Raw genomic sequence first — 19,200 nt, forward strand, 5'->3', positions numbered from 1 at the left:
GCGTGGTGTATCACTAGCGAAAGCGTGCAGTCACCCTTGCGCTGTTTGCGACGGCGCTTGCCGTTTTGCGCCGCGGCTGCGCGGCGCATGCCCGACAACTTGCATTCCGATCGGCAAGTCAGCTTTCGGGTGGCTGCCGAAATGCCGATTTGCGACCAAGCATCCCACCACCGGCTGGACCGGCATAGAGAAAGGATGTGAAATGTTCGCACTCACCGAAAAGGTCGCCATCGTCACCGGCGCCAGTTCCGGCATCGGCCGCGCTACGGCCAGTCTGTTCGCCGAGCAGGGCGCCAGTCTCGTCGTCGCGGCGCGCCGCCGGGCCGAACTCGATGCACTCGTCGGCGAAATCGAGACGGCCGGTGGAACCGCAATTGCACTCGCCGGCGATGTCCGAGACGAAGCCTATGCCAGGGCTCTGGTCGAGCTTGCAGTCGAAAGCTTCGGCGGCCTCGACATTGCCTTCAACAATGCCGGCGCCGTCGGCTTGATGGCGCAGGTTCCGGAGATGGCGCCGGCGACTTGGCACGACACGATCGACACCAATTTGACCAGCGCCTTCCTCGCCGCCAGGCACCAGATCCCGGCGATGCTGGAGCGCGGGGGCGGCTCGCTGATCTTCACCTCGAGCTTCGTCGGCTATACCGCCGGCATGCCGGGCATGGCCGCCTATGCCGCCGCCAAGGCGGGGCTGATCGGGCTGACGCAGGTGCTGGCCGCCGAATACGGCCCGAAAGGGCTGCGCGTCAACGCGCTGCTGCCCGGCGGCACCGACACGCCCGCAGCGACGTTCAAGACGCCGGAGTCGCGAACATTCGTCGAAAACCTGCATGCCTTGAAGCGTGTGGCCCGGCCCGAGGAGATCGCCCGCTCAGCGCTCTACCTTGCCTCGGACGCCTCAAGCTTCACCACCGGCGCGGCGCTGTTTGCCGATGGTGGCGTCTCGATCAATCGGACGTGACGTCGGCAGCCATGCTCATCCGCTGAAATAGCGCGACGGGGCCTTGCATTCCGGTCCGTTTTGACGATTTGGTTTCCCGTCGAAAACGGACCGGAACGATGCTGCTGATCAGAACCTATGTCGCTCAGAGCGCTATCGAAGGCGTCGGTGTTTTCGCCGCCGAGCCGGTCAGGAAAGGCGCCTCCATCTGGCGGCTCGATCCCGATTTCGACCGGCTGATCCCGATGGAGAAATACGAGAAGGCGCCGCCGCATCTCAAGGAATTGCTCGACCGCTACGCCTATCCGAGCCCGGACAAGCCGGGTTTCATGGTATATGAGGTCGACAATGGCCGCTTCATGAACCATTCCGAGCGGCCGAACACGGATTTCTCCCAATACGGTGGCGCCACAGCGACCCGGGATATCGCGGCCGGCGAGGAAATCACTTGCGACTATGGCGAATTCTTTGAGGATTTCGCCCGTCTGCATCTGGCGACCGCCTAAGGCTCAGACCGGCAAGGCACGGCGCTCGGGCTTCCGATCGTGGTTTCCTGCAATCAACGGTGGACAGCACGGCCTGATTCTGCTATCAGCCGGCACAATTCGCGGTGCAGGTCACTGCGGAGGCATGCGGCTATGGGCTGCTTGCCTGAGATTTCAAACCCGAAGACAGGATTACACGTGCAGGTACTCGTCCGCGACAACAACGTTGATCAGGCGCTTCGCGCGCTGAAGAAGAAGATGCAGCGCGAAGGTATTTTCCGCGAAATGAAGATGCGCGGTCACTACGAAAAGCCGTCCGAGAAGCGTGCCCGCGAGAAGGCGGAAGCCGTCCGCCGCGCCCGCAAGCTGGCCCGTAAGCGCGCCCAGCGCGAAGGCCTGCTGCCGATGACCCCGCGCCCGGCTCCGGCTGGTGCTGCCGGCGCATCGCGTTCGCCGCGCTGATACCGTCAATTTTTCGTCCTTTTCGAAGGATACCGAGGGTGGCGCGATGCGGAATCGCCGCCACCTTTTTGTTTATGCGTTCGAGCCGGTTCGGAGAGGGAACGGACCTGACGGCGCGGCGCCAGTGAGGACTGAGATGAACGCAATTACCGTGGAGCGCAGAACCGCTTTTCGCGGCTTCGCCCTGACGGCGGCCCTGCTTTCGGGCCTGACCCTTGCAGCATGCCAGACGGCCCCGACGGGGGAGTTCAACAATATCGACAAGGCGCAAGGCTCGACCGAGAACATCTCCTCGCTGTCGGCTGTCATCCAGCGCAATCCTCAGGATCCCGAGGGTTACAATGTGCGCGGCTCGGCCTATGGCCGCGGCGGCCAGTACCAGGCGGCGCTCAAAGATTTCGACACCGCCATCCAGCTCAATCCGAACTTCTATCAGGCCTATTCGAACCGGGCGCTCATCCAGCGTTTCCTCGGCAACCAGCAAGCAGCGCTTGCCGACTATAACCGCTCGATCCAAATCAACGCCAACTACGACGCCGCCTACATCGGCCGCGGCAATCTTTATCGCAAGGCCGGCCGCGTCAACGACGCCTTCAACGATTTCCAGAAGGCGATCCAACTCGACACGACCGACGCCCGCGCCTACCACAATCGCGGCCTGATCTATCAGAGCCAGGGCCAGCACAAGTTCGCCATCGAGGATTTCTCGACCGCCATCTCGCTGGCGCCGGACGCAGCCGAGCCATACAACGGCCGCGGCCTGTCCTATCTGGCCATGAATGACGAGGACAACGCCTTCGCCGACTTCAACATGGCCATCAAGCTCGACGGCAAGAACGCCGAGGCCTGGGCCAACCAGGCGCTGATCTACGAGCGACGCGGCGACAAGGAAAGGGCGGCCAAGTCCTACCGCGAGGCTGTCCACCTCGACCCGAACTACCAACCCGCCAAGGACGGCCTGTCGCGCACCTCGGCCGGCGCCAGCTGATCGGAAGCTAAGGCCGCCCGGGGGTCCGGTCGCCCGCGATGGGTCTATTGCGGCGCTGACACGCCGATGTGGCCGTTAGTCTAGTCGCCAACGGCGATGTGTTGGCTCGCCATGCTCGCGCCAAGTTTTGGGCGGAACGCTCCTCGCACCTCGACCGTTTAACCGGGGCCGTTTGTTGCGAAAGGACCTTTCCGATGATCAAGACACTTGCCTGTGCCGCCGCCGCGCTTGCCGCCACGGTCCTCGCTTCTCCGGTCAGCGCCGGCACGCTCCGGCTCGGCACGCTCGATTGCACCATCGACGGAGGCACCGGTTACGTCATCACCTCCAACAAGGGCGTGTCCTGCGTGTTCCGCCCCTATCATCACGGCCCGGCCGAGCTATACACGGGCATGATCTCCAAGCTCGGCGTCGATATCGGCCGGACGCATCAAGGTCAGCTTGTCTGGGCTGTTCTCGCCGCCACCCGCCACCATGACGCAGGCGATCTCGCCGGCAGCTATTACGGCGTCAACGCGGAGGCGAGCGTCGTGACCGGTGGCGGCGCCAATCTTTTGGTCGGCGGCCTCGACGGCGCCTTCATGCTCGAGCCGCTGAGCGTCCAGGCGCAGACCGGCGTCAACCTCGCTGTTGCCGTGGCTTCGCTGGACCTCGTCCACTCCTATAAGTGAAATTTCAATTCAATTAGCACCGATACGGCCCGGGACGCTCGTTCCCGGGCCGAATTTTTAGCGCGCTTGCTCGCTGACATCGCCGAAAAGCCTCTTGAGCTCAACTGCGCTTGAGGTTCTACAAGCCCTGCCGAACTGGATCTGGCGCTTCGTTCGCAATGCGGATGAGGTTGCGGAAAACAAGCGGGAGATCGACGTGACGGCAGCAGGCGGCGGCAAGGTGGCCGGCAACAAGGTGGACTGGCGAGCACTGTGGGCAAGCGGCGACCTGGCGCGTTTCTGCTTCGTCAGTCTCGGCATCCTGCTGCATGCCACCAATGAGACTATGGTGGCGACGGTGATGCCGGCCATGGTCGGCGAGCTGGCCGGCGTGCAGCTCGTTGGCTGGTCGCTGGCGATCTATGAGCTCGGCGCCATCGTCGCTGGTGCCGCCGCCGGGCGGCTGGTGAGCTATGTCGCGCTGCGCTCCAACATGATGGTCGCCGCCCTGCTCTACGCGGCAGGCGCGCTGATCTGCGCCGTGGCACCGTCCATGCCGTTCTTCCTCGCCGGGCGGCTGGTCGAGGGACTTGGCGGCGGCGCGCTGGTGTCGCTCGCCTTCGTTTCGGTCGAGCGTCTCTTTCCGCGCAACATCTGGCCGCAGCTCTTCGGCATCATGTCGGCGATCTGGGGCGTCGCCGCCTTCAGCGGACCGATGCTCGGCGCTGTTATGACCGAGTTCCTGTCATGGCGCTGGGCCTTTGGCGTCTTCACTGTCGGCGGCGCGGCGATGGCGCTGGCGAGCTTTATCGTGCTGGACACGCCGGAGGCGACGAGGCCGCAGGCGGGCAGCGGCACGGCGCCGCCCTTTCCCTATCCGGCGCTTGCCTGTCTCGCCATCGCCGTCGTGCTGATCGCTGCCGCCGGCATCGACATCGCCCTGCTGCGCTCGTCGCTGCTGCTGGCCCTCGGGCTGATCGGCCTGGCGCTTTTCTTCCGCATCGATGCCCGCAGGCCGCGCTCGCGCCTGTTTCCGGCACCTTTGTTCTCATGGCGCTCGCCGCTTGGCTCAGGCATGACGATGGTTGCGGCCTTCTCGGTAGCGACCTGCACGTTCACCATTTACGGGCCGCTGCTGCTCACCACGCTGCACGGCATCCCAATCCTGACCACCGGCTATATCATCGCTGCCGAATCCATCGCCTGGTCGATCCTGTCGATCCTCATCGCCAATGCGCCGCTGGAGCGCGAAAGACTGATCATCGTCGTCGGCGCGCTGATGATCGCCTCCGGTCTTGCCGGTTTCGCCTATGCCATCCCCGCAGGTTCGATCCCGCTGATCCTGCTCTGCGCTCTGCTACAGGGTGGTGGCTTCGGCGTCTGCTGGCCGTTCCTGACGCGTGTCATCGTCGCTTCGGCCCGTGACGGCGAGCAGACGATCGCTTCCGCCGCCGTGCCGACCATGCAGCGGATCGGCTACGCGGTGGGCGCGGCCCTTGCCGGCATTGTGGCCAACGCCAGCGGCTTCTCGCAAGGCCTCAATCGTGACGCGGCTGCAGGCGTGGCCGGCTGGCTCTTCCTCGCCTTCGTGCCGCTTGGGATCCTTGGCTGCATCGCCGCGCTGCGGATCGCGCTGCCGCCAATGCGACCGCAGGCAGCGGCCAGCTAAACCACTGTCGTTTTCAGCCGCTCGGCAATCGATGCGGCGAGCCGTGTCGCCACCTCGTCCTTGCCCATCTCCGGCCACTCCTCGACGCCCGTGCGCGAGACGATGCGCACCTTGTTGCGATCGCCGCCCATAACGCCGGAAGGGCCGATGCCGCTGCCATGCGAGACGTCGTTCGCGACGATGAGATCGGCGCCCTTCTTCCTGAGCTTGGCCTCGGCGTTGCCGATGAGGTCCTGCGTCTCGGCGGCAAAGCCGACGACAAGACCGGGCCTCTGCGCATGATGGCCGACGCCCGCGAGGATGTCGGGATTCTCGACCATCTTGAGCGACGGCGGGCCCTTCCCCGCCACCTTCTTGATCTTTTCACCGGCGGCATTCGCGGTGCGCCAGTCGGCGACGGCCGCGACGAAAACAGCCGCGTCCGCCGGCAAAAGGCTCTCGACCGCTTCCTTCATCTCGGCCGCTGTTTCCACATGAGTGGTCTTCACCCCGGCCGGATCGGCGATGTTGACCGGACCGGACACGAGCCGGACATTGGCGCCGAGCTTCGCCAGTGCCGCCGCGATAGCATGGCCCTGCTTGCCGGACGAACGGTTGGCGATGTAGCGCACCGGATCGATCGGCTCATGCGTCGGCCCCGAGGTGACGATGATCTTGCGGCCCGCAAGCGGCTTCGGCCTCTCGCCGAGCATCGCCTCGATCGCGGCCACGATTTCCAGCGGCTCGGCCATGCGGCCTTCGCCCGCCTCGTTGCTTTCCGCCATCTCGCCCTTGGCCGGCCCGACAAAGGCGATGCCATCCTTCTGCAGGGTCGCCCGGTTGCGCCGCGTTGCCGGATGCGACCACATCTTCGGATTCATCGCCGGCGCCATCAGCACTTTCTTGTCGGTCGCAAGCAGCACCGTCGAGGCAAGATCATTGGCATGGCCGTTGGCGAGCTTCGCCATCAGGTCGGCGGTGGCCGGCGCCACGACCAGCAGATCTGCCTCGCGCGACAGCCTTATGTGGCCGACATCGTGCTCGTCATTGCGGTCGAAGAGTTCGGTGAAAACATGGTCGGCCGAAAGCGCGCCGACGGACAGCGTGGTGACGAATTCCTGCGCGGCTGATGTCATTACCACCCGGACAGAAGCGCCGCGCTCGCGCAGGCGCCGGATCAAATCGAGCGATTTATAGGCGGCGATGCCGCCGCCGATGACGAGAAGGACGCGTTTGCCGGAGAGCGTTCCGCGAACTGATGGCCTGCCGGGCATGTCGGCGATAGGCGGTGCTTGCTGGCCGGGGCCGGTCAGCGCACGCAGCGTCTTCTCGATCTGGTCGATGCGGTCGGCCTGTCCTGCCCGGCCCTCAACCGCCGCCCTGATCATCGCCCGGGCCTGCTCCTCCATCGAGCAGCCATTTTCGGCAGCCAATTGGCGCAGCAGGTCCTTAACTCCATCGTCAAGGTTGCGGATCGTGATGCTGGCCATCTGATTGCACCCGCTTCAAACTAGCGCCGGCAATGATAGCAATGAAATCAAACCGCAGCAAGGCGGCGGGCGGTCAGAAAATCCGCCACGCGATGTAAATCAGCGTCAGCGCAATGATCCACAGCGCCACGCGGCCGAAGCGGGTGTAGTGCGCCTCCGCCTTGCCGATCGCGCGCGCGGTCGCCTCGTCGAAGCGCAGGCCGTGCTCCGCCATCAGGTCGATCTCACGCGACAGCCGCTCGGTGCGAACCGCAATGTCCGGCGCCTGCCTCGCCAGCGAGATCAAGGCCTTGCCGGCGTCCCGCGCGTCCGAGAGCACGCCGCGCGGGCCGAGATTGCCCGCGATCCAGTCACTGACCACCGGCTCCGAAGTCTTCCACATGTTGAACGCCGGATCGAGCGTGCGGGCCACGCCTTCGACCACCACCATGGTCTTTTGCAAAAGCACCAGCTCGGTCCGCGTCGCCATGTCGAAGAGGTCGGTGACCTCGAACAGCAGCGTCAGAAGCTTGGCCATCGAGATCGTGTCGGCCGACTGGCCGTGGATCGGCTCGCCGATGGCGCGGATCGCCTGCGCGAAGGCCGAGACATTGTGCTGACGCGGCACATAGCCGGCCTCGAAATGCACCTCGGCGACGCGCCGGTAGTCGCGCACGATGAAGCCGTAGAGGATCTCGGCCAGAAAACGCCGCTCCTTCTTGCCGAGCCTGCCGGCGATGCCGAGATCGACGGCAACGATGGTGCCGTCCGGTTCGACGAACAGGTTGCCCGGATGCATGTCGGCATGGAAGAAGCCGTCGCGCAGCGTGTGCCTGAGGAAGGACTGGACGAGATTGGCTGCGATCGCCTTGAGGTCGTGACCGGCGGCAGCAAGGCCGGTCAGATCGTTCATCTTGACGCCGTCGATCCACTCCATGGTGATCACGTCGCGGCCGGTCCGCTCCCAATCGACCGCCGGCACGCGGAAGCCCGGATCATCCTTGGTGTTCTCAGCGAGCTCGGAAAACGCGGCCGCTTCGAGCCGCATGTCCATCTCGACCTTGGTGGTCTGCGCCAGCGTCTGGGTCACCTCGATCGGCCGCAGGCGGCGCGAGGAGGGGATGTACTTCTCCTGCAGGCGGGCGGCGAGGAAGTAGCTCTCGAGATCCTGGAAGAAGCGATGGCGCACGCCGGGGCGGATGACCTTCACCGCGACCCGTGAAGCCTTTCCGTCGCGAACGACTTCGGCGCCGTGCACCTGGGCGATCGATGCCGCCGCGACCGGCTCGCCGAAGGTTGCGTAGAGATCCTCGATCCTGCGCCCGAGCGAGGCTTCGATCGCCGCGACCGCTTCCGCCCTCGGAAAGGTGTGCATCTTGTCCTGCAGCAGCGCAAGGTCGACCGCCATGTCGTTGCCGACGACGTCGGGCCGCGTGGCGAGGAACTGGCCGAGCTTCACATAGGATGGCCCCAGCCGCACCACCGCCTGCGCCAGCCGGTCGCCGCGCAGATGGCTTCGGGCGCGGCGGCGGGTGAGCACGCGCGCCAGCCGCCAGCCGAGCTTCGGCATACCGGAAAGCTCTTCGCCGGGCAGCGCCGCGACGACGCCCTCGCGGACCAGCACCCAGCCGGCCCTGGCGAGCCGGAAGCCGGCGCCAACGCTGGTCATCGGACGCCCTGCCTCAAAGCTTCCAGCCCGAATGGAGCGCCGCGATGCCCCCCGAATAGTTGCGGAAAGTGACCCGATCGAAGCCGGCCCGACCAATCATCGCGGCGAAGTTCTGCTGGTTGGGGAACTTGCGGATCGATTCGACCAGATAGGAATAGGGCTCGTCGTCGCCGGTCACCGCCCTGCCGATTTTGGGGATGGCGTTGAACGACCAGGCCTCGTAGGCCTTGTCGAGCAGCGGCATGTCGACCTCGGAAAACTCCAGGCATAGGAAGCGCCCGCCGCGCTTCAGCACACGAAAAGCTTCGCTCAGTGCCACATCGATGCGCGGTACGTTGCGGATGCCGAACGCGATCGTATACGCATCGAACGTGCCGTCCTCGAACGGCAGCGCTTCGGCATTGGCCTCGACGAAATCGGTGTTTTCCGAGAGGCCTTTCTTTTCGGCCCTGTCGCGGCCGACGTCGAGCATTGAGCCGTTGATGTCGAGCACCGTGGCATGCGCATGGCGCTGGCTTGCCTCGATGATGCGAAAGGCGATGTCGCCGGTGCCGCCGGCGACGTCGAGCACCTTCCAGCCCGGCCGCTTCGGGGGGTTGAGCCACGCGACCATCGCGTCCTTCCACAGCCGGTGCAACCCACCCGACATCAGATCGTTCATCAGGTCGTATCGATTGGCCACCTTGTGAAAGACGTCATTGACGAGCGACTGCTTGTCGCCCTCGCCAACCTTCCTGAAACCATAGGAGGTTTCCATGCCGCCCGCGGCCGTGGTTCTCTCAACTGACATTATTTCGATCCGCCATAAAACCGGCGGGACCATAGCCGATCGATGGGGCGGGCGCTATTGTCCAAGGCGCGGTTTTCGGCCGCGCTTTCAGAACGGGTCGGGGAAGAGTTTGCCACGATTTTCTACCCGGAATCGGCGCCACGACAGAAGAATACCGCACGGGATGGCCGCATGATCTTGAAAGCCGAATTGCACTGCCACATCGAAGGGGCAGCGGCGCCCGACCTCGTCGTCAGCCAGGCCCGCAAATACGGCAAGGACCCTTCGCCCTACATCCAGAACGGCTCTTTCGTCTGGCACGATTTCACGTCTTTCCTCGCCGCCTATGATTTTGCTTCCGACCTGTTCCGCACCGAGGAGGATTACGCCCGTCTAACCGATCATTATCTCACCAGCCTCGCCCGCGACGGCGCCATCTATTCCGAGGTCTTCACCTCGCCGGATCACGCGAAAAGGGCCGGGCTTTCGCCCAAGGCCTATACGGACGCGCTGGGCGAAGGCATGGCCCGCGCCAAGGCGAGGACCGGCATCGAGGGGCGCATGATCGTCACCGGCGTACGCCACGTCGGCGTCGAGGCGATCGAGCAGGCGGCGCGCTTTGCGGCGCGCTGCGGCCATCCGCTGGTCACCGGCTTCGGCGTCGCCGGCGACGAGCGCATCGGCGATTTCGAGGACTATGTGCGGGCTTTCGAGATCGCGCGCGAGGCCGGCCTCGGCATCACCATCCACGCCGGAGAATTGATGGGCTGGGAAAGCGTGGCGGCAGCGCTCGACCATATCCGCCCATCGCGGATCGGCCATGGCGTGCGCGCCATCGAGAACCCGGACCTTGTTCGCCGCATCGCCGCCGAGGGCGTGGTGCTGGAATGCTGCCCCGGCTCCAACATCGCGCTCAAGGTGTTCGATAGTTTCGCCACGCATCCTTTTCCGGCGTTGCGCGCGGCCGGCTGCAAGGTGACGCTCAATTCCGACGACCCGCCCTATTTCTGGACCTCGCTGAAGCGCGAATACGACATCGCCGCCGAGCATTTCGCGATGGACGACAAGGCGCTTACCGCCGTCACCAGGACGGCCATCGAGGCGGCCTTCGTCGACCGGAAGACCAAGGCGATGCTGATGAGCCGGCTCGACCCCAAAGGCCGGTGAATGGTTCGCGGGCCCTTCGGCCTGTCAACCGCAATCATCGGCCCATCAGGACTCGCAAACCGGCTCACTATTCACTATTCACTACTCACCATTCACTGGAGAAGACCATGCAGGGCGTCACCGTCGTCGACCACCCCCTTGTCCAGCACAAGTTGACCATCATGCGCAAGAAGGAGACCTCGACGGCAGGCTTCAGGCGGCTGCTGCGCGAGATCTCCCTGCTTCTCGGCTACGAGGTGACCCGCAACCTCGAACTGACGACCACCACGATAGAGACCCCGATCGAGGAGATGGAAGCGCCGACGCTGGAGGGCAAGAAGCTGGTTTTCGCCTCCGTGCTGCGGGCCGGCAATGGCCTGCTCGAAGGCCTGCTCGATCTGGTGCCGGCGGCGCGCGTTGCCCATATCGGCCTTTACCGCGACCATGAGACGCTCGAGGCGATCGAATATTTCTTCAAGGCGCCGAGCGACCTTGCCGACCGTCTGGTGATCGTGGTCGATCCGATGCTTGCGACCGCCAATTCCGCGATCGCGGCGATCGACAAGCTAAAGGGGCGCGGCGCCACCAACATCCGCTTCCTTTGCCTGCTGGCGGCACCCGAAGGCATCGAGCGCTTCACCAAAGCGCATCCGGATGTCCCGATCTTCACCGCTTCGATCGACCGCCAGTTGAACGACAAGGGTTACATCATGCCTGGCCTCGGCGACGCCGGCGACCGCATGTACGGAACCAAGTGAGATCTTTTCTTAACCGCTCGTTTACGAAACGCCGTGGTTCCGGCGCGCGTTAAAGCCGAAAACACCATGTCGGCTTAAGGATCGACCCTTCACGAAGGTCGATCCATGCTGCGCAAGCTTCTTCTCCTTGGCGTCTTTGTCGGAAGCTCGGCATCGATTCCGATCGTCTATCAGTCGAACCCGCAGATGGTGGAAACCCTGCTGAGATCGGCGTTTGCTTCGAAGCCGGCGCCGCCTGAGGCTCAGCCGGACGTCAATCTCGCTTCGGTTCCAGCCAGGCCGGCGACGCCGATGCCGCTCGGCCGCCAGGTGCTGGTCAATGCCGACCAGCGCGGCCATTTCACTTCCGCCTTCAAGTTCAACGGCCGTCAGATAGACGGCATGATCGACACCGGCGCGACGCTAGTCGCGATCAACATATCGACGGCGCGCCGGATCGGCATCTCGCTCAACCAGTCGGATTTCACTCAACAGGTGAACACGGCGAACGGCGCCATCAAGGCCGCCGTGGTCACCGTCGACCGGCTGCAGATCGGCAAGATTTCCCTCGACAACGTCCAGGCGGTGGTGCTCGACGATCGAGCGCTGCAAACCAACCTGATCGGCATGAGCTTCCTGCAGCGGCTGCAGAAATACGAAGTGCAGGACGGCGCGCTGTTGCTCGTTCAATAGGCGCGATTTTACAGAGGCAGTATCCGCCTGAGCACCGTCTTTTCTGCGGTCGGCTTCGAGTGACCGACCGTATAGGCGGCGCGCACCGCGACGGCGGCAGCCTCGGCGTCGGCCTCGGTCCGCGCATGGACCAGCGCCAGCGCCTCGCCCGCATGCACCTCCGCGCCCACAGGCAGCAGCCGGGTGAGGCCGACGGAATGATCGATCTTGTCATCCGGACGGACGCGCCCGCCGCCCAGCGCAACGACGGCGAGCCCGATTTCGCGCGTCGCGATCCCGGTGACGAAGCCGTCCTCGGCCGCTTTGACCGCCGATTCCACTGCCGCCTTCGGCAGATATTTCTCCGGATTCTCGACGAAGTCGGCGGGGCCGCCGAGCGCCGTCACCATGCGTGCGAACACCGCCGCCGCGCGGCCGCCGGCAAGCGTCTCGGCCGCGCGCCTGATCCCGTCCTGGTTGGACGAGACAATTCCCGCCGATTGCAGCATCTCGGCGGCAAGCGCCAGCGTGACGTCCTCCAGCCGGCGGTCGCGGAAGCGGCCGGTGAGAAAGTCTACCGCGTTCTTCACCTCGACCGCATTGCCCGCTGCCGAGGCCAGCGGCTCGTTCATGCCGGTCACCAGTGCCGAAGCCTTCAGACCGGCGCCATTGGCGACCTCGACCAGACTGTTCGCAAGTGCGACCGCATCGCGCGACTTCTCCATGAAGGCGCCGTTGCCGACCTTGACGTCGAGCACAAGCGAGCCGAGCCCGGCGGCAAGCTTCTTCGACAGGATCGAAGCCGTTATCAGCGGCACCGATTCCACTGTGCCCGTCACGTCGCGGATGGCGTAGAGCCGGCGATCGGCCGGCGCCAGGTCGGCGGTCTGGCCGATGATGGCGCAGCCCGTCTCGAGCACCGTCCTGCGGAACCGCGCCAAATCCGGCCGGCTGACGTAACCGGGAATGGCATCCATCTTGTCCAGCGTGCCGCCGGTATGGCCAAGCCCGCGGCCGGAGATCATCGGCACATAAGCGCCGCAGGCCGCGACGATCGGCGCCAGCATCAGCGAGACATTGTCGCCGACGCCGCCCGTCGAATGCTTGTCAGTGACCGGTCCCGGCAAATCGGACCAGTCGAGCACGTCACCGGAATCGCGCATCGCGAGCGTCAGCGCCACTGCTTCCTCGCGACTCATGCCTTTGAGGAACACCGCCATGGCAAAGGCGCCGATCTGGCCCTCCGAGAGCGTGCCGGCCGTGATCCCCTCGATGAAGGTCGCAATCTCGGGCATCGAGAGCTTGTGGCCGTCACGCTTGCGCCGAATGATTTCCTGCGGGAGCATCAGCTTTCCGGCAAACCTTCCTCGAAGACGCGCCGCAGGATCGTCGCCAGCCGCGCGCCGCCGACCGGCGCCATGTCCTTGGTTTCCTGGTGCGAGAGTTCCGCCCCGGTCATGCCTGCCGCAAGGTTGGTGATCACCGAGCAGGCAGCGACCTTGAGGCCGAGGAAGCGGGCCAGGATCACTTCGGGCACGGTCGACATGCCGACCGCGTTGGCGCCCATGACGCGCGCCATGCGGATTTCGGCCGGCGTCTCGAAACATGGTCCGGAAAACCACATGTAGACGCCCTGGTGGAGCGCGGTGCCGGTCTCCTTCGCCGCCGTCTCGATCGCCTTGCGCAAGCCGGCATCATAGGCCTCGGTGAGGCCAACGAAGCGGCGGTCGCTCGGCTCGCCGATCAGCGGATTGGAGCCGGAGAAGTTGATGTGATCGGTGATCATCATCACCGAGCCCGGTCCCATCTCGGAATCGACCGAGCCGGCGGCGTTGGTGAGGATGAGATGCGAGATGCCGATGCCGGCAAGCACCTCGAGCGCCGGGCGCATCGCGGCGGCATTGCCGTGCTCGTAATAGTGCGCGCGCCCGGAAAGCATCAGCACCGGCGTGCCGGCGAAACGCCCTGCCACCACCTCGCCGGCGTGGCCGGAGACGCCACTGCGCGGGAAGCCCGGCAGTTCGGCATAGGGGATGCGCCTTGCGTCCTCCACCTGGTCGACCAGCCCACCAAGGCCGGAGCCCAGCACAAGCGCCGCGGTCGGGGCCAGCCCGTCCAGTTTCTCGACCAGATGATCCAGCGCCTCCTTCATTTCAGGATATCGCCCCTGAAGCCGTAAGGCAGCATGTCGCCCATGGTGACCGTCTCGACCACGCCGGTGTTGTCGCAGAGATAGAGTTTCGTCTCCGGCCGGCAGAATTCCGCCAGCCGCTGCCGGCAGCCGCCGCAGGGCGAGCATTTGGCCATGCGCTCGGCGATCACCGCGATCTCGGTGATCTTGCCGCCGCCGCCCATGATGTAGTGGCCGAGCGCGGTGGTCTCGGCACACCAGCCTTCCGGATAGGACGCCACCTCGATGTTGGCGCCGGTGAAGACGCGACCGTCCTCGGTGCGCAGCGCGGCGCCTACGGGAAACTTGGAATAGGGCGCATAGGCCTTGGCCATCGCCGTCCTGGCCGCTTCGAACAGATCATGCGACATTTCCTTTTTCTCTCCCACGATCTTGTTCAAATTGCCGGTTGCCGAGACTGCCCGAGCCTCAGCGTTCCTTGACATAGGGCACGCCGCCGGCGCGCGGCGGTATCGCCTTGCCGATGAAGCCGGCGAGCAGGATGACGGTGAGTACATAGGGCAGCGCCTGCATGAACTGCACCGGCACTTTGCCCAGGATCGGCAGCGGCGAGCCCTGCAAGCGGATCGATGCCGCGTCGAGGAAGCCGAACAGCAGGCAGGCGAACATCGCGTTGACCGGCTTCCATTTGGCGAAGATCAGCGCGGCAAGCGCGATATAGCCCTTGCCCGCGGTCATGTCCTTCACGAAGCCGCCATTCTGGACCATGGAGAGATATGCGCCGGCGACGCCGGTAAGGATACCGGTGCAGATCAGCGCCCGGTAGCGCAGCCAGGCGACCGAAATGCCGGCGGTGTCGACGGCGGCCGGGTTTTCGCCCACGGCGCGCATCCGGAGACCGAAGCGGGTGCGGAACAGCACCCACCAGGTGAACGGCACCATCGCGAAGGCGAAGTAGACCAGGATCGAATGCCCGGAGATCAGCTCGGCATAAACGGGCCCGAGGATCGGCACGTCGCGAACGGCTTCGGCGCCGGGCCACACGATCGCCTCGAAGCGCTCGCCCGGCTGCAGCGCCGGCGTGCGGCCGCCCTGCTCGAACCAGGCCTGGCCGAGGATGATGGTCGAGCCGGCGGCGACGAAGTTGATGGCGACTCCGGAGACGATCTGGTTGCCGCGATGCGTGATCGAGGCGAAACCGTGCACCATGGCGAAGGCGACCGAGATCAGGACGGCGGTGCCGAGACCGATAAAGGCCGAATGGAAGACCGATGCCGCTGCAGCGCCGGCGAAGGCGCCGACCAGCATCTTGCCTTCGAGACCGATATCGAAGATGCCGGCCCGCTCTGAATAGAGGCCGGCAAGACAGGCAAGCAGCAGCGGCACCGACAGGCGGATGGTGGAATCCAGGACCTGGACGATCGCGTTGAAACTGTCCATCTCAGGCCCCCTTCCCCTTGACCGCCTGCATGCCGACCGATTTGGGGCTGACCGATGCGAACAGCGCCTGGATATAGGGCCTGAACATATGCTCCAGCGCGCCGGCGAAGAGGATGACCAACCCTTGAATGATGACGATCATGTCGCGGCTGATCGCCGGCATCTCGAAGGCAAGCTCGGCCCCGCCCTGGTAGAGCATGCCGAACAGGATCGCCGCCAGCACGATGCCGACCGGATGCAGCCTGCCCATCAGCGCGACCGCGATGCCGACATAGCCGGCGCCCGAGACGAAATCGATCGCCACATTGTGCTGGTCGCCCATCACGGGGTTGAGCGCCATCATGCCGGCCAACGCACCCGAGATCATCATCGCGGTGAGGATGATGCGGGTTTCCGAAATGCCGGCATAGCGCGCCGCTTTCGGACTATGGCCGTAGGTGCGCATCTCGTAGCCGAGCTTGGTGCGCCAGATCAGCAGCCAGACCAGGAACGCCATCGCCAGCGCCAGCAGGAAGCAGATGTTGAGCGGCGCCGAGCGGATCTTGGCGCCGAACAATTCGATCATCCAGTTGAGCTTCGGCAATTCCGCGCCGGCCAGGAAATTGCGTGTCTGCGGGGCCTGCGATCCGACCGGCTTCAGCGGACCGACCAGTAGATACACCATCACCGAGGCGGCAATGAAGTTGAACATGATAGTGGTGATGACGATGTGCGAGCCACGCTTGGCCTGCAGGTAGGCCGGGATGAAACCCCAGAGCGCGCCGAACGCCGCCGCGGCGACGATCGCCATCGGAAATATCAGCCACCAGGGCAGGACGCTGTCGAAGCTCAGGCAGACGAGCGCGATGCCGAGGCCGCCGATATAGGCCTGGCCTTCGGTGCCGATGTTGAACAGGCTGCAATGCGCCGCCACCGCCACCGACAGCCCGGTGAAGATGAAGGTCGTGGCATAGAACAAGGTGAAGGCGATGCCTGTGCCCTTGCCGAAAGCGCCTTCGACCAGGATGACGGCGGCGCGGAACGGATTTTCGCCGACCAGCATGACGACGAAGCCCGCGACGATGAAAGCAACCGACAGGTTGATCAAAGGGATCAACCCATAATCGGCCCAGGCCGGGAGCTTGGCGTAAGGCGTGCTCATTCGGCGGCCTCCTGGTGCTCGACACCGGCCATCAAGAGGCCAAGCTCGCCTTCCGTCGCTTCCGGTCCGCGTTCGCCGACGATGCGGCCGGCGAACATCACCAGGATGCGGTCGGACAGCGAGCGGATCTCGTCGAGCTCGACCGACACGACCAGCACCGCCTTGCCCTGATCGCGCATGGCGATCAGCCGCTTGTGGATGAATTCGATGGCGCCGACGTCGACGCCGCGCGTCGGCTGGCCGACGATCAGCACGCCGGGATCCTGCTCCATCTCCCTGGCCAGCACGATCTTCTGCTGGTTGCCGCCGGAGAAATTTGCGGTCTTCAGCCGCGGATTGCCGGGACGGATGTCGTATTTCTCGATCTTGTCCTTCGCGTCGGCCATGATGGCATCGACGTTGAGGAACGGTCCCTTGAGATAGCGCTCGTCGTCGTGATAGCCGAGGATCGAGTTCTCGTTCTCCTCAAAGGCGAGCACCAGCCCGACATGGTGGCGGTCTTCCGGCACATGGGCGAGACCGCGGTCGCGCAATTCGCCGGGATCGGCCTTGCCGGTCAGGTCGATTGGCTTGCCTTCGAGCATGACCTCGCCCGAGACGGCGTGCCGGATGCCGGAGATCGCCTCGAGCAGCTCCGACTGGCCGTTGCCGGCCACGCCGGCGATGCCGACGATCTCGCCGCCGCGGACGTCGAAGGAGACGTCGTCGACCATGGTGACGCCGCGTGAATCCTTGACCGTCAGGTTCTTGACCGAGAGTTTTATCGCACCGGTCTCCGACTGGCCCTTCTCCACCCGCAAGAGCACGCGCCGGCCGACCATCAGTTCGGCCAATTCGCCGACCGTCGTTTCCCTGGTCACCCTGGTCGCCACCATGGTCCCCTGGCGCATGACCGAGACCGTGTCGGTAACGGCCATGATCTCGCGCAGCTTGTGGGTGATCAGCACCACCGTTTTTCCCTGTTCCTTCAGCTGCTTGAGGATGCGGAACAGATGGTCGGCCTCGGCTGGCGTCAGAACCCCTGTCGGCTCGTCGAGGATCAGGATCTCGGCGCCGCGATAGAGGGCCTTGAGGATCTCGACGCGCTGCTGCAGGCCGACCGGCAATTCCTCGATGATGGCGTCGGGATCGACCTCGAGGCCGTATTCGCGCTCCAGCCGTTCGAGCTCGGAGCGCGCCTTGGCGATGCTGCTCTTCAACAGCGCGTCGGTCTCGGCGCCGAGGATGACGTTCTCCAGCACCGTGAAATTGTCGACCAGCATGAAATGTTGGTGCACCATGCCGATGCCGAGCGCTATCGCGTCGTTTGGGGTGTTGATCGACACCGGCTTGCCCGCCACGCGGATTTCGCCGCTGTCGGCCTGGTAGAAGCCATAGAGGATCGACATCAGCGTCGATTTGCCTGCGCCGTTCTCCCCGACAATGCCATGGATGGTGCCGCGCGTGACTTCCAGGTTGATGTCGCGGTTGGCGCGCACGGCGCCAAAACTCTTGTTGATGCCTATGAGCTCGATTGCGGCTTGCGCCATGCAGCCTGTCCCACTCGTTATTTTTTTATCGCTTGGTCAAAATGCCTAGCATGATGCCCCGCCCGTGCCAATTGGCCGGAACGCCATTCACTCTCGACAAATCCCCCCGCGCTTGTCAATTTCGAAGGTGGCCGGGAGCTTCACATTCACAGAGACCGGGATGATGACGATGCCTGACGATCGGCTGACGACGCTGGAAATCCGCGCCGCCGAGCAGGAAAAGACGATCGAGGAACTGTCCGGCCAGATCGCCGAGCAGTGGACGGTGATCGAGCGCATGGAACGCAAGCTCGCCGCCCTTACCGATCGGTTCCTGGCCCTGGAGGAGCAGGCCGCTCCCGACGTGCCGGTGACCAAGCCGCCGCACTACTGAGCCTGCGGGGTCAGCGAGCGAGTTCGAGGAGAACGGTCATGGCCGGTGAAGGAGACCGCATCGCAAGGGCCGGCGACTATGTCTTCGGCCTGATGGACGAACGGGAGCGTGCTCGCGCCGAGCGCGACCTAGAGATCGATCCCGCCTTTCGCGACGCGGTGCTGCGGCTTGCCGAGCGCATGCGTGCTTTGGAGCCGCAGGGAGCGTCGGCCACGGCTTCGGATGAGCGCTGGCAGCTTGTGCAGCGCCGGCTTGGCGAATTGCCGCAAATGCGGTTTGCCGGGCTGGACAAGGGCGATGCGAAGCCGCAGCCGATCGTGATCAACAAGATCGAGCGCAAGCCTTATGGCGTCGGCCTGCATTCCCTTGGCGGCCGGCTCGGCCTAGCTATCGCGCTCGCCCTGGCGGCCGCCTTCGCGCTGGGCTATCTCGCCGGCACGCTATAGGGCGCACGACATCAAAAGCATCGGCTCGCCCTCCTGCTCGAAAGCTTCCGTGGCAGTCCAGCCAAGCGCTTCGTAGAAAGATCGTGCCTGCCAGGTGTAGAGATAGAGCCGGTTAACGCCGGCCGACGCGGCGTGGCCTTCTATGGCCCTGACCAGCGCCGTGCCAACGCCCTGCCCTCGATACGCCTCGTCAACAACAAGCCCGGCGAGCCACGGCGTCAGATCATGCGCCGGGTCGATCTCGTTGCGGACGAAGAGGCAACTTCCGATCGGCGAGCCGCCGAGGCGGGCGACGACAGCCGCCTCGAACCCGTCGCCTGCGATCAGCCCGCGAAGTCCCGCCATATCCTCTGCGAGCGTCCGCCCGGTGCCTTCAAAGAAGGCGGCCAGGCGCAGCTTGGCGATCGTCTCGACATCGCGCTCCCTCATGGCTTCGATAATCGGTTGCATGATGCTGGTCCCAAAAACAAACCGCCGGGCAAAAAGCCCGGCGGTCTAAGAAGCC

The 19,200-nt window shown here is 64.7% G+C and carries 21 protein-coding genes; 11 read left to right on the top strand and 10 right to left on the bottom strand.

The window, feature by feature from the left end:
• The first annotated feature begins 202 nt into the window (after positions 1-202).
• The 6 genes from P9254_RS07750 (at position 203) to P9254_RS07775 (ending at position 5,194) form a co-directional block, all read left to right on the top strand.
• Positions 203-961, top strand: a complete 759-nt coding sequence (locus tag P9254_RS07750) for an SDR family oxidoreductase (protein ID WP_127216681.1) — start codon at positions 203-205, stop codon at positions 959-961.
• A 98-nt stretch (positions 962-1,059) separates the two neighbouring features.
• On the top strand, positions 1,060-1,446 hold the full coding sequence (locus P9254_RS07755) for an SET domain-containing protein (protein WP_095781084.1): 387 nt from the start codon (positions 1,060-1,062) through the stop codon (positions 1,444-1,446).
• Between the two features lie 177 nt (positions 1,447-1,623).
• Positions 1,624-1,887 carry a 30S ribosomal protein S21 gene (gene rpsU, locus P9254_RS07760; protein ID WP_040969057.1) on the top strand — a complete coding sequence of 88 codons (264 nt, stop codon included), beginning with the start codon at positions 1,624-1,626 and terminating at the stop codon, positions 1,885-1,887.
• Positions 1,888-2,023: 136 nt separating this feature from the next.
• Positions 2,024-2,875, top strand: a complete 852-nt coding sequence (locus P9254_RS07765) for a tetratricopeptide repeat protein (protein ID WP_067002613.1) — start codon at positions 2,024-2,026, stop codon at positions 2,873-2,875.
• A gap of 194 nt (positions 2,876-3,069) precedes the next feature.
• Positions 3,070-3,546, top strand: coding sequence for a DUF992 domain-containing protein (locus tag P9254_RS07770; RefSeq protein ID WP_067002615.1), 477 nt, complete (start codon positions 3,070-3,072; stop codon positions 3,544-3,546).
• A 196-nt stretch (positions 3,547-3,742) separates the two neighbouring features.
• Positions 3,743-5,194, top strand: coding sequence for an MFS transporter (locus P9254_RS07775; protein ID WP_278053067.1), 1,452 nt, complete (start codon positions 3,743-3,745; stop codon positions 5,192-5,194).
• Here the strand turns inward: P9254_RS07775 and coaBC are convergent.
• The 3 genes from coaBC to ubiE form a co-directional block, all read right to left on the bottom strand.
• Positions 5,191-6,663, bottom strand: coding sequence for a bifunctional phosphopantothenoylcysteine decarboxylase/phosphopantothenate--cysteine ligase CoaBC (gene coaBC, locus P9254_RS07780; RefSeq protein ID WP_278053069.1), 1,473 nt, complete (start codon positions 6,661-6,663; stop codon positions 5,191-5,193). The genes P9254_RS07775 and coaBC overlap by 4 nt on opposite strands.
• Positions 6,664-6,736: 73 nt before the next feature.
• Positions 6,737-8,311, bottom strand: a complete 1,575-nt coding sequence (gene ubiB, locus P9254_RS07785; RefSeq protein WP_127246106.1) for a 2-polyprenylphenol 6-hydroxylase — start codon at positions 8,309-8,311, stop codon at positions 6,737-6,739.
• A 13-nt stretch (positions 8,312-8,324) separates the two neighbouring features.
• Positions 8,325-9,101 carry a bifunctional demethylmenaquinone methyltransferase/2-methoxy-6-polyprenyl-1,4-benzoquinol methylase UbiE gene (gene ubiE, locus P9254_RS07790; protein ID WP_127325050.1) on the bottom strand — a complete coding sequence of 259 codons (777 nt, stop codon included), beginning with the start codon at positions 9,099-9,101 and terminating at the stop codon, positions 8,325-8,327.
• 171 nt (positions 9,102-9,272) lie between these two features.
• Here ubiE and P9254_RS07795 point away from each other — a divergent pair, with 171 nt between their 5' ends.
• The 3 genes from P9254_RS07795 (at position 9,273) to P9254_RS07805 (ending at position 11,656) form a co-directional block, all read left to right on the top strand.
• Positions 9,273-10,247, top strand: a complete 975-nt coding sequence (locus P9254_RS07795; protein WP_067327015.1) for an adenosine deaminase — start codon at positions 9,273-9,275, stop codon at positions 10,245-10,247.
• 107 nt (positions 10,248-10,354) lie between these two features.
• Positions 10,355-10,984, top strand: coding sequence for a uracil phosphoribosyltransferase (upp, locus tag P9254_RS07800; RefSeq protein ID WP_067002624.1), 630 nt, complete (start codon positions 10,355-10,357; stop codon positions 10,982-10,984).
• Positions 10,985-11,089: 105 nt separating this feature from the next.
• Positions 11,090-11,656, top strand: a complete 567-nt coding sequence (locus P9254_RS07805; protein ID WP_095800516.1) for a TIGR02281 family clan AA aspartic protease — start codon at positions 11,090-11,092, stop codon at positions 11,654-11,656.
• 8 nt (positions 11,657-11,664) lie between these two features.
• Here the strand turns inward: P9254_RS07805 and deoA are convergent, their stop codons facing one another.
• The 6 genes from deoA to P9254_RS07835 are packed head-to-tail and all read right to left on the bottom strand — an operon-like array spanning position 11,665 to position 17,876.
• Entirely contained in the window at positions 11,665-12,981 is a 1,317-nt protein-coding gene (gene deoA / locus P9254_RS07810) for a thymidine phosphorylase (protein ID WP_278053074.1), read from the bottom strand.
• Positions 12,981-13,787 (bottom strand): purine-nucleoside phosphorylase, encoded by an 807-nt coding sequence (locus P9254_RS07815; RefSeq protein WP_095778797.1) that lies wholly within the window; start codon positions 13,785-13,787, stop codon positions 12,981-12,983. The genes deoA and P9254_RS07815 overlap by 1 nt, the downstream gene beginning before the upstream one ends.
• Positions 13,784-14,176, bottom strand: a complete 393-nt coding sequence (gene cdd / locus P9254_RS07820; RefSeq protein WP_067325754.1) for a cytidine deaminase — start codon at positions 14,174-14,176, stop codon at positions 13,784-13,786. Before cdd ends, P9254_RS07815 begins: the two co-directional genes overlap by 4 nt.
• 58 nt (positions 14,177-14,234) lie before the next feature.
• Positions 14,235-15,206 carry an ABC transporter permease gene (locus tag P9254_RS07825; protein WP_067002635.1) on the bottom strand — a complete coding sequence of 324 codons (972 nt, stop codon included), beginning with the start codon at positions 15,204-15,206 and terminating at the stop codon, positions 14,235-14,237.
• 1 nt (position 15,207) lies between these two features.
• The gene (locus P9254_RS07830) at positions 15,208-16,347 is read right to left on the bottom strand and encodes an ABC transporter permease (protein ID WP_095781077.1); all 1,140 of its coding nucleotides are present in this window, start codon (positions 16,345-16,347) and stop codon (positions 15,208-15,210) included.
• Entirely contained in the window at positions 16,344-17,876 is a 1,533-nt protein-coding gene (locus P9254_RS07835) for an ABC transporter ATP-binding protein (RefSeq protein ID WP_095826749.1), read from the bottom strand. The genes P9254_RS07830 and P9254_RS07835 overlap by 4 nt, the downstream gene beginning before the upstream one ends.
• Positions 17,877-18,039: 163 nt before the next feature.
• On the opposite strand from P9254_RS07835, the gene P9254_RS07840 reads away from it, so the two are divergent.
• Together P9254_RS07840 and P9254_RS07845 are read left to right on the top strand one after the other, a co-directional pair.
• Positions 18,040-18,249 (top strand): SlyX family protein, encoded by a 210-nt coding sequence (locus P9254_RS07840; protein ID WP_095826868.1) that lies wholly within the window; start codon positions 18,040-18,042, stop codon positions 18,247-18,249.
• A 38-nt stretch (positions 18,250-18,287) separates the two neighbouring features.
• Entirely contained in the window at positions 18,288-18,695 is a 408-nt protein-coding gene (locus tag P9254_RS07845; protein ID WP_095778792.1) for a hypothetical protein, read from the top strand.
• Here the strand turns inward: P9254_RS07845 and P9254_RS07850 are convergent.
• Entirely contained in the window at positions 18,690-19,145 is a 456-nt protein-coding gene (locus tag P9254_RS07850) for a GNAT family N-acetyltransferase (RefSeq protein WP_127213986.1), read from the bottom strand. The two genes, P9254_RS07845 and P9254_RS07850, sit on opposite strands and share 6 nt — an antisense overlap.
• Positions 19,146-19,200 lie beyond the last annotated feature (55 nt).

It is taken from the genome of Mesorhizobium sp. WSM4983, assembly GCF_029625765.1.
In the GTDB taxonomy this organism is placed as follows: Bacteria; Pseudomonadota; Alphaproteobacteria; order Rhizobiales; family Rhizobiaceae; genus Mesorhizobium.

Bases quoted from the DNA above. Each gene is read 5' to 3' on its own strand.
- P9254_RS07750 (WP_127216681.1), top strand. From the start codon at position 203: ATGTTCGCACTCACCGAAAAGGTCGCCATCGTCACCGGCGCCAGTTCC.
- P9254_RS07755 (WP_095781084.1), top strand. From the start codon at position 1,060: ATGCTGCTGATCAGAACCTATGTCGCTCAGAGCGCTATCGAAGGCGTC.
- P9254_RS07765 (WP_067002613.1), top strand. From the start codon at position 2,024: ATGAACGCAATTACCGTGGAGCGCAGAACCGCTTTTCGCGGCTTCGCC.
- P9254_RS07770 (WP_067002615.1), top strand. From the start codon at position 3,070: ATGATCAAGACACTTGCCTGTGCCGCCGCCGCGCTTGCCGCCACGGTC.
- coaBC (WP_278053069.1), bottom strand. From the start codon at position 6,663: ATGGCCAGCATCACGATCCGCAACCTTGACGATGGAGTTAAGGACCTG.
- ubiB (WP_127246106.1), bottom strand. From the start codon at position 8,311: ATGACCAGCGTTGGCGCCGGCTTCCGGCTCGCCAGGGCCGGCTGGGTG.
- ubiE (WP_127325050.1), bottom strand. From the start codon at position 9,101: ATGTCAGTTGAGAGAACCACGGCCGCGGGCGGCATGGAAACCTCCTAT.
- P9254_RS07795 (WP_067327015.1), top strand. From the start codon at position 9,273: ATGATCTTGAAAGCCGAATTGCACTGCCACATCGAAGGGGCAGCGGCG.
- upp (WP_067002624.1), top strand. From the start codon at position 10,355: ATGCAGGGCGTCACCGTCGTCGACCACCCCCTTGTCCAGCACAAGTTG.
- P9254_RS07805 (WP_095800516.1), top strand. From the start codon at position 11,090: ATGCTGCGCAAGCTTCTTCTCCTTGGCGTCTTTGTCGGAAGCTCGGCA.
- deoA (WP_278053074.1), bottom strand. From the start codon at position 12,981: ATGCTCCCGCAGGAAATCATTCGGCGCAAGCGTGACGGCCACAAGCTC.
- P9254_RS07815 (WP_095778797.1), bottom strand. From the start codon at position 13,787: ATGAAGGAGGCGCTGGATCATCTGGTCGAGAAACTGGACGGGCTGGCC.
- cdd (WP_067325754.1), bottom strand. From the start codon at position 14,176: ATGTCGCATGATCTGTTCGAAGCGGCCAGGACGGCGATGGCCAAGGCC.
- P9254_RS07825 (WP_067002635.1), bottom strand. From the start codon at position 15,206: ATGGACAGTTTCAACGCGATCGTCCAGGTCCTGGATTCCACCATCCGC.
- P9254_RS07830 (WP_095781077.1), bottom strand. From the start codon at position 16,347: ATGAGCACGCCTTACGCCAAGCTCCCGGCCTGGGCCGATTATGGGTTG.
- P9254_RS07835 (WP_095826749.1), bottom strand. From the start codon at position 17,876: ATGGCGCAAGCCGCAATCGAGCTCATAGGCATCAACAAGAGTTTTGGC.
- P9254_RS07840 (WP_095826868.1), top strand. From the start codon at position 18,040: ATGACGATGCCTGACGATCGGCTGACGACGCTGGAAATCCGCGCCGCC.
- P9254_RS07845 (WP_095778792.1), top strand. From the start codon at position 18,288: ATGGCCGGTGAAGGAGACCGCATCGCAAGGGCCGGCGACTATGTCTTC.
- P9254_RS07850 (WP_127213986.1), bottom strand. From the start codon at position 19,145: ATGCAACCGATTATCGAAGCCATGAGGGAGCGCGATGTCGAGACGATC.